Annotated in this window: 14 protein-coding genes; 10 read left to right on the forward strand and 4 right to left on the reverse strand. The window is 72.2% G+C overall.

The window, feature by feature from the left end:
• Positions 1 to 47: 47 nt before the first annotated feature.
• On the reverse strand, positions 48 to 1,049 hold the full coding sequence (locus tag ACQEUU_RS15885) for an aldo/keto reductase family protein (protein WP_433066286.1): 1,002 nt from the start codon (positions 1,047 to 1,049) through the stop codon (positions 48 to 50).
• Positions 1,050 to 1,120: 71 nt separating this feature from the next.
• Between ACQEUU_RS15885 and ACQEUU_RS15890 the strand changes: the two genes are divergently transcribed.
• Positions 1,121 to 2,050, forward strand: coding sequence for an SMI1/KNR4 family protein (locus tag ACQEUU_RS15890; RefSeq protein WP_433066288.1), 930 nt, complete (start codon positions 1,121 to 1,123; stop codon positions 2,048 to 2,050).
• A gap of 3 nt (positions 2,051 to 2,053) precedes the next feature.
• On the opposite strand, the gene ACQEUU_RS15895 is transcribed toward ACQEUU_RS15890, so the two are convergent.
• Positions 2,054 to 2,665: a DUF3043 domain-containing protein gene (locus ACQEUU_RS15895; RefSeq protein ID WP_433066291.1), complete on the reverse strand. Its 612-nt coding sequence runs from the start codon at positions 2,663 to 2,665 to the stop codon at positions 2,054 to 2,056.
• Positions 2,666 to 2,790: 125 nt separating this feature from the next.
• On the opposite strand from ACQEUU_RS15895, the gene ACQEUU_RS15900 reads away from it, so the two are divergent.
• From ACQEUU_RS15900 to ACQEUU_RS15930, 7 genes are all read left to right on the forward strand, one after another.
• Positions 2,791 to 3,618, forward strand: a complete 828-nt coding sequence (locus tag ACQEUU_RS15900) for a PspA/IM30 family protein (RefSeq protein ID WP_433066294.1) — start codon at positions 2,791 to 2,793, stop codon at positions 3,616 to 3,618.
• Positions 3,615 to 3,893: a PspA-associated protein PspAA gene (gene pspAA / locus ACQEUU_RS15905; protein ID WP_393405303.1), complete on the forward strand. Its 279-nt coding sequence runs from the start codon at positions 3,615 to 3,617 to the stop codon at positions 3,891 to 3,893. The genes ACQEUU_RS15900 and pspAA overlap by 4 nt, the downstream gene beginning before the upstream one ends.
• 3 nt (positions 3,894 to 3,896) lie before the next feature.
• Positions 3,897 to 4,796: a zinc metalloprotease HtpX gene (htpX, locus tag ACQEUU_RS15910; protein ID WP_433066297.1), complete on the forward strand. Its 900-nt coding sequence runs from the start codon at positions 3,897 to 3,899 to the stop codon at positions 4,794 to 4,796.
• 5 nt (positions 4,797 to 4,801) lie between these two features.
• On the forward strand, positions 4,802 to 5,359 hold the full coding sequence (gene pspAB, locus ACQEUU_RS15915) for a PspA-associated protein PspAB (RefSeq protein WP_433071855.1): 558 nt from the start codon (positions 4,802 to 4,804) through the stop codon (positions 5,357 to 5,359).
• Between the two features lie 42 nt (positions 5,360 to 5,401).
• On the forward strand, positions 5,402 to 6,778 hold the full coding sequence (locus tag ACQEUU_RS15920; protein WP_433066300.1) for a DUF998 domain-containing protein: 1,377 nt from the start codon (positions 5,402 to 5,404) through the stop codon (positions 6,776 to 6,778).
• 81 nt (positions 6,779 to 6,859) lie between these two features.
• Complete coding sequence (locus tag ACQEUU_RS15925) at positions 6,860 to 9,208, forward strand: protein kinase domain-containing protein (protein WP_433066303.1); 2,349 nt, start codon at positions 6,860 to 6,862, stop codon at positions 9,206 to 9,208.
• A 16-nt stretch (positions 9,209 to 9,224) separates the two neighbouring features.
• Positions 9,225 to 9,824 carry an SIMPL domain-containing protein gene (locus tag ACQEUU_RS15930; protein WP_433066306.1) on the forward strand — a complete coding sequence of 200 codons (600 nt, stop codon included), beginning with the start codon at positions 9,225 to 9,227 and terminating at the stop codon, positions 9,822 to 9,824.
• A gap of 33 nt (positions 9,825 to 9,857) precedes the next feature.
• Here the strand turns inward: ACQEUU_RS15930 and nadA are convergent, their stop codons facing one another.
• The gene (gene nadA, locus ACQEUU_RS15935) at positions 9,858 to 11,009 is read right to left on the reverse strand and encodes a quinolinate synthase NadA (protein ID WP_433066309.1); all 1,152 of its coding nucleotides are present in this window, start codon (positions 11,007 to 11,009) and stop codon (positions 9,858 to 9,860) included.
• A gap of 157 nt (positions 11,010 to 11,166) precedes the next feature.
• Between nadA and erpA the strand changes: the two genes are divergently transcribed.
• Positions 11,167 to 11,520 (forward strand): iron-sulfur cluster insertion protein ErpA, encoded by a 354-nt coding sequence (gene erpA, locus ACQEUU_RS15940; RefSeq protein ID WP_270156251.1) that lies wholly within the window; start codon positions 11,167 to 11,169, stop codon positions 11,518 to 11,520.
• A 114-nt stretch (positions 11,521 to 11,634) separates the two neighbouring features.
• The gene (locus ACQEUU_RS15945; protein WP_433066313.1) at positions 11,635 to 12,621 is read left to right on the forward strand and encodes a carbohydrate kinase family protein; all 987 of its coding nucleotides are present in this window, start codon (positions 11,635 to 11,637) and stop codon (positions 12,619 to 12,621) included.
• Between the two features lie 79 nt (positions 12,622 to 12,700).
• Here the strand turns inward: ACQEUU_RS15945 and ACQEUU_RS15950 are convergent, their stop codons facing one another.
• On the reverse strand, positions 12,701 to 13,123 hold the full coding sequence (locus ACQEUU_RS15950; RefSeq protein ID WP_270156253.1) for a CBS domain-containing protein: 423 nt from the start codon (positions 13,121 to 13,123) through the stop codon (positions 12,701 to 12,703).
• Positions 13,124 to 13,152 lie beyond the last annotated feature (29 nt).

Genomic DNA, 13,152 nt, shown 5'->3' on the forward strand with positions numbered 1-13,152 from the left:
GAACCCGAGAACCCCTTGAGCCCCGGGGCTCAAGGGGTTCTCGGCGGTCAGGGGCGCCTGGGCGGGCTCACCGTCTTGGCGGGGTCGCGCTCCGCCATCGAGCCGAGCACGTCGTCGATGCGCTTCAGCACCTCGGCCTCGAGCTTGACGCCCGCGGCCTTGACGTTGTCGTGCACCTGCTCGGGACGGGAGGCGCCGACGATGGCGCTGGAGACGTTCGGGTTCTGCAGCACCCACGCCACGGCCAGCTGCGCCATGGACAGCCCCAGGTCGGCCGCGATCGGCTTGAGCTCCTGGACCTTCGCCAGCACGTCGTCGTTCATGAAACGGGCGATCATGCCGGAGCCGCCGGCCTGGTCGGTCGCCCTGGAGCCCTCGGGCGGAGCCTGGCCGGGCAGGTACTTGCCGGTCAGCACGCCCTGCGCGATCGGCGACCAGACGATCTGGCCGACGCCCTCACGCTCGCACAGCGGCACGATCTCGCTCTCGATGACCCGCCACAGCATCGAGTACTGGGGCTGGTTGGACACGATCCGGTCGAAGCCCATCTGGTCGGCGACCTCCAGCGCCCGGGCGATCTGGGGCGCCGACCACTCGCTCACGCCCACGTACAGGACCTTGCCCTGCCGCACGAGGTCGTCGAAGGTCTTGAGCGTCTCCTCGATCGGGGTCTCGCTGTCGAAGCGGTGTGCCTGGTACAGGTCCACGTAGTCGGTCTGCAGTCGGCGCAGCGAGGCGTGGATGGACTCGGTGATGTGCTTGCGCGACAGGCCGCGGTCGTTGGGGCCCTTGCCGGTGGGCCAGTAGACCTTGGTGAAGATCTCCAGCGACTCCCTGCGGACGCCCTTCAGCGCCCTGCCGAGCACCTCTTCGGCCTTGGTGCCCGCATAGACGTCGGCGGTGTCGAAGGTGGTGATGCCCTCGTCGAGCGCCGCCTGTACGCAGAGTTTGGCGGTGTCCTCCTCGACCTGGGAGCCGTGGGTGAGCCAGTTGCCGTAGCTGATCTCGCTGACCATGAGACCGCTGCGGCCGAGGTGACGGAATTCCATGTGTCCGACTTTATGGCTTGTTCCGAGATGATCGTCATGGAGGGTCGATCACCGGGCGGTAGGGTCGGCGGGTGCTGAAGCTGCTCCGCGTGGCGCTGACCGCCGCCGTCCTGGCCGCGATCGTCGTACGGGTGCGCCGCCGGGCCGCCGCACCCGCGGTCCCCGAGCTCCCGCCCGCCGCGCCGCGCCGCGGCCTGGGGACGGCGGGCGTGCTCGTCGCCGTCCTGGCCGCGGTCCTGGGCGGGCTGGCCTTCCTCGGCGCGTACCAGCGGTCGGCGCCGGGCCCGGCAGAGCCGGGACTGCCGGCCGACCGGCAGTCGCCGGTGCCGGACACCCCCGGCGACGGGACGCTGATCGAGACGGGCGCCACCCCCGTGCCGCGCCCGTCCGGCGGGGCGGTCGACGCAACCGGTCCGGGGCAGGGCACGGCCGTCGCGAAGGCGCCCGGCTGCGACCCGGTGCCGCGCCCCGTCACGGTCCGCCCGCTCGACCCGGACGCCGGCCGGGCCGTGGACCGCCAGTGGCGGCGCGTCGAGCGCTGGCTCAGAACCAACGCCCCCAGGACGTACGAGAAGCTGAAGGGGCCGGGCCGGGCCCGTACGATCGCCGTCGCCGAGTCCCAGATGGGCCTGGACTTCCCCGACGACCTGCGGGCCTCCCTGCTGCGTCACGACGGCGCGCCCTGGCCCGGGCCGACGGGCGGGGTGAGCCTGAGCGTCCGCCAGATCAGGGACGCCTGGCGCCACCTCTGCGCGGACGAGGGCCACCCGTGGTGGACCGGCCGGATGATCCCGTTCAGCGTCCACCAGGGCCACGCGGGCATGGAGTACGCGGCGATCGACCCCGCGAGCGGCGCCGTCACCTTGGACGGCGCGCTCACGGCGCAGGACTACCGCGCCCGGCTGCGGGAGATCGCCGACGCCCTGGAACAGGGGCGTCAGATCGACGGCCGGGCGCCGGAGGTCAGGCGGGGCGTGCTGCGGTGGGTCCGGGCCGGGTGACGCCTACTTCTTGGGCGGCACCGGCTTGCCGCCCGGCAGCAGGGTGGGCGGCGGGAAGCGCAGCTTGCGGATCTGCAGGGCGCGCATCGCGGCGTAGAAGCCCACGCCGCGCACCGGCTCGTTCGGCAGCTTCGCCGCCACCTCGCGCTTGACCTTCCACGAGACGTAGACGGAGGTGAAGACCACGCCCACCATCATCACCGGCCAGCCCACCGCCATGACCGCGGTGAGCACCTGGGCGCGGATGGCGGGAGGCCACGGCACCCAGGTCGTCAGCAGGATCAGCAGCGAGAACGGCAGGAAGTACTGGCTCGGCAGGCGCCGCGAGTCGACCCAGTCGCGCGCGAACTTGCGCGCCGGGCCCTTGTCGCGCGCGGGCAGGTAGCGCTCGTCGCCGGCGAGCATGCCCCGGCGGGCACGATCACGCTCGGCGGCCTGCTTGGCCCGCATCTGCCGATAAGCCTCCTTGCGGTCCTTCGGCGCGCTGACCGGCTGGCGCCGCCTGCTCTCGGCGTCCCGGCGCTTGGGAGTGGGGCGACCCTTGCCCTGGGGCTTAGGATCGTCTACATGGACGGGGGTGTCGTCCACAGATGATGGGGAACGGCGTCGCAACACGTCCTCAACCCTACCTGGACTGCAACTTAGTGACGCCCTCGTGCGTTATGCGTAGGGTAATCCCAAGGCGGCTGCGCTGCACTGGGTGATCACAGCACGACCGAAGAAGGGGACGGCCGACGCGCATGAGCGTGATGAAGAGACTTTCGATGATCTTCAAGTCCAAGGCCAACAAGGCCTTGGACAAGATGGAAGATCCACGCGAGACCCTCGACTACTCCTATCAGCGGCAGCTGGAGTTGCTGCAGAAGGTGCGTCGCGGGGTGGCGGACGTCGCCACTTCTCGCAAGCGTGTGGAGCTGCAGATCAACGGCCTGGAGCAGCAGAGCAAGCGGCTTGAGGAGCAGGGCCGCAAGGCGCTGTCCGTCGGGCGTGAGGACCTGGCCAGGGAGGCGCTGCAGCGCCGCTCCAACCTGCAGGCCCAGATCGGCGACCTCCGGGTCCAGCACGACAACCTGCAGGCCGAGGAGGAGAAGCTGACGACGGCCTCGCAGCGGCTGCAGGCCAAGGTCGACTCCTTCCGCACCAAGAAGGAGACCATCAAGGCGACCTACACCGCCGCCGAGGCGCAGACGCGCATCAACGAGGCCTTCTCCGGCATCTCCGAGGAGATGGGCGACGTCGGCCTGGCGATCCAGCGCGCCGAGGACAAGACGGCCCAGATGCAGGCGCGGGCCGGCGCCATCGACGAGCTGCTCGCCAGCGGCGCGCTCGACGACTACAGCGGCAGCCGCGGCGACGACATCCAGGCCGAGCTCGACCGCATGGGCGGCGGCATGGACGTCGAGCTGGAGCTGGCCAGGATGAAGGCCGAGCTCGGCCAGGGCTCCGCGCCGCAGTCCGCCATCGAGCAGGGCCAGCAGCAGCCTCAGCAGCAACCTCAGCAGGCCCAGCAGCAGCAGCCTCCGCAGCAGCAGACGCAGCAGCTGCGTCAGCCGGGGGAGGGCGCATGATCGTCAGAATCATGGGCGAGGGTCAGATCGAGATCTCGCCGGAGGACATCGCGGTGCTCAACGAGCTCGACAGCGAGCTCGAGGCCGCCATCGACGCGGGCGACGAGAAGGCGTTCCGGGTCAAGCTGCACGCGCTGCTCGACAAGGTACGCCACGTCGGCAAGACCCTTCCGGACGACTCCCTGGAGCCTTCCGAGCTGATCCTTCCCCCCGCGGACGCCTCGATCGAGGAGGTCCGGGAGATGCTGGGAGACCAGGGACTGATCCCGGGCTGAGCCGTGAAGACCAGGTTCGCTCCCGACAGCGGTCTCACCCGCCGCATGGTGGCGACGATGTTCCTGCTCGGCCTGCTCTACGTGGTCTTCGTCGGGGTCCTGATCTCGCTCGGGGCGCAGGCGGTGACCGTGCTGGTGATCGCGGGGGCCCTGCTGTTCGCGCAGTACTTCCTGTCCGACCGCATCGCGCTGTTCGCGATGCACGGCCGGGAGGTGTCGCCGCAGGAGGCCCCCGAGCTCCACGGCATGATCGACCGGCTGTGCGCGATGGCCGACATGCCGAAGCCCAAGGTGGCGATCGCGCAGTCCGACGTCCCCAACGCGTTCGCCACCGGGCGCAACCGCAAGAAGGCCGTCGTCTGCGTGACGACCGGCATCCTGCGCCGGCTGGAGCCGCGCGAGCTCGAAGGGGTGCTGGCCCACGAGCTGTCGCACGTCGCGCACCGCGACGTGGCGGTGATGACGATCGCGTCCTTCCTGGGCATCGTGGCCGGGCTGATGACCCGGTTCGCCCTCTACACCGGGCTCGGCAACCGGCGCGGCAACGGCCAGGGGGGCCTGCCCATCGGGCTGATCATCATGCTCGTCTCGGTCGTGGTGTACGCGATCAGCTTCCTGCTGACCCGGGCCCTGTCGCGCTACCGCGAACTGTCGGCCGACCGGGCCGGCGCGCTTCTCACCCAGCAGCCCTCGGCCCTGTCGAGCGCGCTGGTCAAGATCTCCGGGGACATGGCCAGGATCCCCACCCGCGACCTGCGCGAGGCCGAACCGTTCAACGCGTTCTACTTCGCGCCCGCTCTGGCCAAGGGGGAGACGCTGGCCAACCTGTTCTCCACGCACCCGCCGCTGGAGCGACGGCTGGAACAGCTCGCGAAGATCTCCAACCAACTCGGAAGGGGCTGAGCGTGATGGGTTGGCTCGACGCCATCCTGGGCCGGTCGAAGCCGGTCGAACCCAATCTCGATGCGCTGTTCGCGCTGCCGTCGGCGGCCGTGACGCTGCAGGCGGCGACCGGGCTCACGCCGAACGGCACCGGCTCGGTGTCGTTCCGCGCGGCCGAGGGAGGCGCGTTCGCCACCCTGGAACGCGACGTCAAGGAGCTGCTCGGCGGCCGGGTCGAGGAGTTCACGGACAGCTACGGCTACACCTGGCTGCTGGTGCGCCGCACGCCGGACGAGGTCGGCGACCTGGTCACCGAACTGCACGCGGTCAACTCCTCGCTGGAGGGCGCCGGGTTCGGCCCGTCGCTGCTGTGCTCGCTGGTGTCGTTCTCCGACTCCGACGGCCGCCGGCTGGCCGTGGTCTACCTCTACAAGCGCGGTACGTTCTACCCCTTCGCCCCGCTGTCGGGCCAGCGCCGCGACAACGCTCTGGAGCTGCAGGCGCGCGGCGCGCTGGAGGGCGAGCTGCCGCTGGAGGCGGACCTCTCCCGCTGGTTCCCGGTCTGGGGGGCTCCCGGGCTCTGACCCGCTTTATGCCGGTTTCACCCACGGTGATGTAATAATCACGTGGAGCGAAGGTTGTGCGTGCTGGCCGCGTCCGCGTTCATCGGGGCCGCCGTGCTGTCCAGCGCGTGGGTCACCGGCCAGCTGGCCACGCCGAGAGTCGACAGGGCTCACGGCTACCTCGGTGAGCTGGCGGCCCGTGACCAGCCGTGGACCCGCCTGTTCCGGGCCGGCGACGTGCTGGCGGGGCTGGCCTGCCTGGCCGGGGTGGCCCTGGCCCCCCGGGTGCGCGAGGAGTGGCCGGGCTGGCTCGCTCTGGGCGCGGCCGGTCTGCTCACCGTGCTGGCCGGCCTGTTCCCGATGGACTGCGCCATGATCAGCGATCTGACCTGCGCTCCCGTCTCGCTCGCGCACCGGGCGCACGTCGCCGCCGCCGCGCTGGCCGCGCTCGCCGTGCCGGTCGCCATGGTGGTGCTGAGCGCCCGCTGGCGGGCTCCGATGGCCTGGCTGCTCACCGCGCTGACCGCCGTCGCCGGCGCGCTCACCGTGGCCGCGTCCGTCACGGGACGGTTCGCCGGGCTCACGCAGCGAGGGCTGGCCGCGCTGGTCGCGCTCTGGCTCGTGTACGTGGCCGTCCGGCTGCTCGTGTCGGAGGTGACCGTCCCGCTGCCCGGCCCCCTGCACGTCGTCCGTCAGGGCTCGGGCCCGGCCGTGCTGATCGCCTGCGGCCCCGGCGGCGCGTGGTGCCACTGGGACGCGGTCGCCACAGAGCTGGCGCGTGACCGCCTCGTCATCCGGTTCGACCGCCCGGGGCTCGGGCTGAGTCCCGCGTCCCCCGTACCGCCGACCCTGCGCGGCGAGGCGGCGCGGCTGGCCGCGCTCGCGCCCGCGCACCCCGAGCAGGTGACGGTGGTCGCGCACGCGGAGGCGGCCTGGCACGCCGAGGCGTTCGCCCGGTTGCACCCGCTGCGGGTGGCCGGGCTCGTGCTCGTGGATCCGCCCTGCCTGCCGCCGCCCGGACGCGGGGCCCCGGCGTTCGGACGGGTGCTGGGCGGGTGGCTGCCCGCTCTGGGCGGCACGTGGGGGGCGGCCGCGCTGGCCCGCCTGGCCGGGCCGCTCACGCACCGCCTTATCGCCGGCGGCGCCGACAGGCACCGGCTCTACCGGCGCGGCCGGGTGGTGGCGGCGATCACGGGGGAGTGGCTGGCCCGTCCCGCGATGGGGGCCGAGCTGCGCGAGATCAGGGCCGAGCACGCGATGCCCGTCGTGCCCGTCACGGTGGTGCGCACGCGCTGGATCCGCGCGCGGAGCGAGGCGGGCTGCCCGGAGCGGACGGCCTCCGAGCTGGACGCCCGCCTTGTCCACCTGCCCGCGCAAGGCTCCGGACCCGGGCCCCGGCTGCCGCCGCACGCGCTGCGCGTCATCGCCGACACGGTCTGAGGACGCGAAAGGGTGACGCGGACGCCCGTGAGCCACGAGAATGTCGAGAAGTCATGACGTAAGCCACAAGTGGGGAAAATCGTGCCCGACCTCGCGCCACTGCGCCCAGGTGACCCGGCCTCGGTGGGGGCGTACACGCTGGCCGGGCGGATCGGCGAAGGCGGGCAGGGCCTCGTCTACCTCGCCACCGCCCCCGACGGAGCCAGGGTGGCGGTCAAATTACTCCGCACCGACCTGGCCGGGGACGAGGAGGCGTCGGTACGGTTCGTCCGCGAGGTCGAGCTGGCCCGGCGGGTGGCGCCCTTCTGCACCGCCCAGATGATCGAGACGGGACTGGTCAACGGGCGGCCGTACATCGTCAGCGAGTACATCGACGGCCCCACGCTGTCCGACGTGGTGCGCGTCGAAGGGCCGCGGACCGGCACCACGCTGCACCGGCTGGCGATCGGCACCGTCACCGCGCTGGTCGCCATCCACCAGGCGGGCATCGTGCACCGGGACTTCAAGCCGTCCAACGTGCTGCTGGCCTCCGACGGACCACGGGTGATCGACTTCGGCATCGCCAAGGCGCTCGACCTCACCTCCACGCTCACGGCCAGCGCGATCGGGACGCCGTCGTTCATGGCCCCCGAGCAGCTCAGCGCCGGCAGTCCGGGCCCGGCGACGGACATGTTCGCCTGGGCGTGCACGCTGCTGTTCGCGGCGTCGGGGCAGGCGCCGTTCGGGCAGGACAGCGTTCCCGCCGTGGTCAACCGGATCATGAACACCGAGGCGGACGTCGGCGTCGTCGCCGATCCGGCGCTGCGCGCACTGGTCGCGGACTGCCTCGCCAAGGACCCGGCCCGCCGGCCCACCGCCCAGCAGGCGCTGATGCGCCTCCTGGGGCAGGCCCAGGGCCCCGCCCCGCACCCGATGGGTCCCTACGGCAACGGCGGCGGTCCGGGCGGTTCACCGGGCTTCCCTCCAGGTCAGGGCGTTCCCCCGGGTCCCGGCGCCCCGGGTTTCTCCGCTCCGGACCCGGGGCGCGGCGTCCCACCCCAGGGATTCCCTGGCCCGGGCGCCGGTGGCCCCGGGCCTGGCGCGCCGTCCCCGGGTGCCGGCGGTCCTGGGTCCGGCGCGCCGTCGCCGGGAGGTTCGGGGTTCCCCGGCCCGGGTGCCGGCGGTCCTGGGCCCGGCGTGCCGTCTCCGGGCGGTCCGGGGTTCTCCGGGCCCGGGGGGTTCTCCGGGCCCGCCGGGAGCGCCGCCGCGGGCGGGCCCGACGCGGCGCGGCTGCTGTGGCAGGGGAGCGCCGCCGCGGCCGGTCCCGGGTACGCGCCGTACCCGCCGCCTCCCACGCGGGCGAGCGGCGGGCGCGGGACCGGATGGATCGTGGCGGGAGCCGCCGTGGCCACGGTCGTGCTGCTCGCCGCCGGCGCCTTCGTGGTGAACCGGGTCGCCTCCCTGCCCGGCCCGAGCCCCACCGCCACCCAGGCCGTCACCTCCGGCACGCCGTCCCCGAGCCCGTCCCCGAGCCCGACGCCGACCCCGGTGGAAACTCTCACGGCCACGCCGCCGGCCACGACGGTCCGGCTCCCCGGGACCTCCGTCGAGATCGAGGAGCGGCCCACCGACCCCGTCAAGCTGGCCTCGTACACCGTCGAGAGCGGCAAGAGGCTCTACATCAGGCAGCCCGGCACCGCCCGCTTCGCCCGCGATTCGCGCTACTTCGAGTACGCGCTCGACCACGACGGCACCCGGGCGCTCGGCACCGACGTCGACTACAACGACGACCGCAAGGCGCTGCTGTCGGTCATCGACCACCGCACCGGGAACAGGCGCGCCATCGAGGTCAGCGCCGCCCCGATCTTCCCCACCACGCCCCGCTGGTCGCCCGACGGCAGGCTGGCCCTGGTCACCCTGTACCGGGCCACCGCCTCTGCCAGCGTCGAGTACGGGTACGGCATCGTCGACGTGGACGCCGGCACCGCGCGCACGTACCGGGTCAAGGAGAAGGGCGCGGGGGAGTGGCGGTTCTTCTGGAACTCCAGGGGCGACGAGGTCGGCACCTGGGTGAACGGCGTGATGACCTTCTACGACCTGGAGGGCGGGAAACTGCGCACCGTGCGGGGGGCCGGCGAGCCGGTCTGGGTGGAAGGCGATGACGTCTCACCCGGCGGTGACAGGTTCCTCGCCCACTGCGCGTCCTCGGCCTCGACCATCTGCGCGCATCCCACCGGCGGCGACGGCGAGGCCGAGCGGGTGCCGTTCACCAGCCAGAGGCTGATCGGCTGGTGGGACGACGAGCACCTGGCCGTCTGGCGGGCCAAGGGCGCCGGTTACGAAGCGGTGGTGATCGACCTGTCAGGGAAGGTGCACAGGGTGCTCGCGACCGCCCAGAAGCGGGCGGAGTTCGACAAGATGGCATTCCGATTCAGCAGGGGCACACCCTAGAGGCCGGAGGGTCCTCGTGGACATCACCGTGATCGGAGAGGGCTCGGCCGACGCCGCGCCGGACGTCATGCGCCTGCACGCGGGCGTCGAGGTGCGCGGGCGGTCGGCGGCCGAGGCGTTCGCGGGGGCGCGGGCCGCCGCGGCGCGGCTGGCCGAGGCGCTGCGCGGGGCGGGCGTCGCCGCGCACGACCTGCGCACCACCGAGCTGTCGCTCGGCCCCGAGTACCAGGCGTACCCGAAGGTGTCGGCCTACCGGGCGGCGCAGGGCGTGGAGGCGGTGGTCCGCGACCTGGCGCGGGCCGACCACGTGATCGACACCGTCGCCGGGGTGGGGGAGGAGGCCAGGCTGAACGGGATCGTGTTCGAGGTGTCCGACCCGGACGCCGTCCTGGCGACGGCGAGGCAGGAGGCGTTCCGGCAGGCCGCGGTCAAGGCCGCGCAGTACGCCGGGCTGGCCGGGCGGCCGCTCGGCCGGGTGGTGTCGATCACGGAGGAGCGGCACGGGCCGCCGGTCCCGATGGCGCGGACCATGGCGGCCGAGGCGCACGACACGGTGAGCCCCGGCCGGCAGGCGATCGGCGTCACCGTCCAGGTGGGTTACGCCTTCGGCGACTGAACGGCGCGGGCCGGGCGGCCCGCGCCGGCCGCGTCAGGCCAGGGCCAGCATCCGGTCCAGGGCGACCCGCGCCCAGTGGGCGGTGTCCGCGTCGACCGTGATCCGGTTGACCACCTCGCCGCTCGCGAGCGACTCCAGCGCCCACACCAGGTGCGGAAGGTCGATCCGGTTCATGGTCGAGCAGTAGCAGACCGTGCGGTCCAGGAACGACACGCTCTTGTCGGGGAACATCTGGGCCAGCCGCTTGACCAGGTTGAGCTCGGTGCCGACGGCCCAGGCGGACCCGGCGGGCGCCTCGCGCAGCGTCTTGATGATGTGCTCGGTGGAGCCCACGTGGTCGGCCTTCAGCACGACCTCGTGCCGGCACTCCGGGTGCACCAGCACGTTCACACCCGGGACGCGCCCGCGCACGTCGTCCACCGACTCGGCGGTGAAGCGGCCGTGCACCGAGCAGTGGCCGCGCCACAGGATCATGCGCGCCCGCTCCAGCTGCTCGGCGGTCAGCCCGCCGTTGGGGCGGTGCGGGTTCCAGACCACGCAGTCGTCGAGCGACATGCCCATCTCCAGCACGGCCGTGTTGCGGCCCAGGTGCTGGTCCGGCAGGAAGAGCACCTTCTCACCCTGCTCGAACGCCCAGTCCAGGGCGCGGCGCGCGTTGGACGAGGTGCACACCACGCCGCCGTTGCGCCCGCAGAAGGCCTTGATGTCCGCGCTGGAGTTCATGTACGTGACCGGGACGACGCGGTCGGCCAGCCCGGCGTCCTCCAGCGCCTCCCAGGCCTCCTCGACCTGGTCGAAGGTGGCCATGTCGGCCATCGAGCACCCGGCGGCGAGGTCCGGCAGGATGACCTGCTGCGCGTCGGTGGTCAGGATGTCGGCCGACTCGGCCATGAAGTGCACCCCGCAGAACACGATGTACTCGGCCTGCGGGCGGGCGGCGGCCTGCTGCGCCAGCTTGAACGAGTCGCCGGTCACGTCGGCGAACTGGATCACCTCGTCGCGCTGGTAGTGGTGGCCCAGCACGAACAGGCGGTCGCCGAGCGCCGCCTTCGCCCGGCGGGCGCGTTCGACCAGCCGGGGGTCGGAGGCCGGCGGCAGCTCGCCGGGGCAGTCCACCCCTGTCTCGCTGTGCGGATCGGAGCCCCGGCCGAGCACGAAGAGCGGAAGTCCCGTCTGGGTGGTCATCGCCCTACCCCCTTATCGTCGAACTGACGATTCATCATGACATACCCAGAAGACCGATTTGTCCCCCGGGGGGCGGGCGGGAATGTGTGGCATCCCCCCGATGTTGGTAGCGTCAATAGCAGGACGTCGGAAACAGACCCGGTTAGGGAGTCAGCAGATGACGGTTGAGAGCAGCGAGACCACGGCACAGGGCCTGAACCTGACCGACGCGGCCGCGGCCAAGGTCAAGGGCCTGCTCGAGCAGCAGGGCGAAGAAGGTCTGCAGTTGCGCGTGGCCGTGCAGCCGGGCGGTTGCTCGGGGCTGCGCTACCAGCTCTTCTTCGATGACCGCTCCATGGACGGCGACGTCGTGTCGGACTTCGGCGGCGTGAGCGTGGTGACCGACCGGATGAGCGCTCCCTACCTGATGGGCGCCACCATCGACTTCGTCGACACCATCGAGAAGCAGGGCTTCACCATCGACAACCCGAACGCCACCGGCAGCTGCGCCTGCGGCGACTCGTTCAACTAGTCGATCGCCCGCTGGTTCGGTGCCGCCGGCCCCGTTCCGCCTTTGTGCGGGCGGGGCCTTCGCGTATTCTCGTGGGGCTCAACTGGCTTGCTGACAACGAGGAAGAAGAATCCCGTGCGCATCGCCGTCACCGGCTCCATCGCGACTGACCACCTGATGACCTTTCCCGGCAGTTTCGGCGATCAGCTCATCGCCGAGCAACTCGACCGGGTGTCGCTGTCGTTCCTGGTCGACGACCTGCAGATCCGGCGGGGCGGCTGCGCGGCCAACATCGCCTTCGGCATGGCCTGCCTGGGTTTGAAGCCGCTCCTGGTCGGGGCGGTCGGCAACGACTTCGCCGACTACCGCTCCTGGCTGGAGCGCCACGGCGTCGACTGCGACTCGGTGCACATCTCCGAGACGCAGCACACCGCGCGGTTCCTGTGCACCACCGACGACAACCACAACCAGATCGCCTCCTTCTACACCGGCGCGATGGCCGAGGCCCGGCTGATCGAGCTGAAGCCCGTCGCCGACCGGGTGGGCGGCCTGGACCTGGTGCTCATCGGCCCCAACGACCCCGACGGCATGCTCCGCCACACCGACGAGTGCCGCCACCGCGGCATCCCGTTCGCCGCCGACATCTCCCAGCAGCTCGCCCGCATGGCCGACGAGCAGATCCGCCAGCTGGTCGACGGCGCCGCCTACCTCTTCTCCAACGACTACGAGAAGGGCCTGATCGAGCAGAAGACGGGCTGGTCCGACGAGGAGGTGCTGAGCCGCGTCGGCGTCCGCGTCACCACGCTCGGCCCCAAGGGCGCGGTCATCGACCGCCGGGGCGAGCCGTCGATCCACGTCGCCCCCGCCCCGGAGCGCGGCAAGGCCGACCCGACGGGCGTCGGCGACGCCTTCCGCGCCGGGTTCCTGGCCGGCCTCGCCTGGGGGCTGTCGCTGGAGCGCTGCGGCCAGGTCGGCAACCTCACCGCCACCCACGTGCTGGAGCGCGTCGGCGGCCAGGAGTACGAGCTGGGCCAGAAGGAGTTCCTGGAGCGGTTCACGGCGGCCTACGGCGCCGACGCCGCCGCGGAGATCACCCCGCACCTGCGCTGCTACCACCCGTGACATGACCGCTGACGCCGCGCCCCCGCCGGAGAGGCGGGGGCGCGGTGTCGTTCTCGGGTGTCGTTCTCGGGTGTCGTCCTCAGGGCCGGCTGCCGGCGTAGACCCGGTGCACGAACTCGGCCAGCTTGTCGTCGGGCAGGTGACGGGCCAGGTCGGCTTCGGTGATCATGCCGACCATGCGGTTGTCGCGCATCACCGGCAGCCGCTTGATCTGGTGTTCCTCCATCCGGGCCAGGGCCTCCTCGACCGTGGCGTCGGCCGGCACCCACACCAGCCCCGTCGCCAGGTCGCCGGCCCGCACGCGGGCCGGGTCGTGGCCCAGGGCCACGCACTCCACCACGATGTCGCGGTCGGTGATGATGCCGGTCACCCGGTCGTCCAGGCACACCGGCAGTGCGCCCACCCCGTGCTCCCGCATGAGCTGCGCGGCCCGGTCGAGCGTCTCGTGCGACTGGACGCACTCCACGCCCGGGCTCATCAGATCGCCGGCGGTGTTGGTCATCTCGTCCCCCCTCGAAGAACTGTCTCTTC

It is taken from the genome of Nonomuraea sp. CA-218870, from assembly GCF_050936535.1.
Classification (GTDB): domain Bacteria; phylum Actinomycetota; class Actinomycetes; order Streptosporangiales; family Streptosporangiaceae; genus Nonomuraea; species Nonomuraea corallina.

Bases quoted from the DNA above. Each gene is read 5' to 3' on its own strand.
- pspAB (WP_433071855.1), top strand. From the start codon at position 4,802: ATGGGTTGGCTCGACGCCATCCTGGGCCGGTCGAAGCCGGTCGAACCC.
- nadA (WP_433066309.1), bottom strand. From the start codon at position 11,009: ATGACCACCCAGACGGGACTTCCGCTCTTCGTGCTCGGCCGGGGCTCC.
- ACQEUU_RS15950 (WP_270156253.1), bottom strand. From the start codon at position 13,123: ATGACCAACACCGCCGGCGATCTGATGAGCCCGGGCGTGGAGTGCGTC.
- erpA (WP_270156251.1), top strand. From the start codon at position 11,167: ATGACGGTTGAGAGCAGCGAGACCACGGCACAGGGCCTGAACCTGACC.
- ACQEUU_RS15900 (WP_433066294.1), top strand. From the start codon at position 2,791: ATGAGCGTGATGAAGAGACTTTCGATGATCTTCAAGTCCAAGGCCAAC.
- pspAA (WP_393405303.1), top strand. From the start codon at position 3,615: ATGATCGTCAGAATCATGGGCGAGGGTCAGATCGAGATCTCGCCGGAG.
- ACQEUU_RS15885 (WP_433066286.1), bottom strand. From the start codon at position 1,049: ATGGAATTCCGTCACCTCGGCCGCAGCGGTCTCATGGTCAGCGAGATC.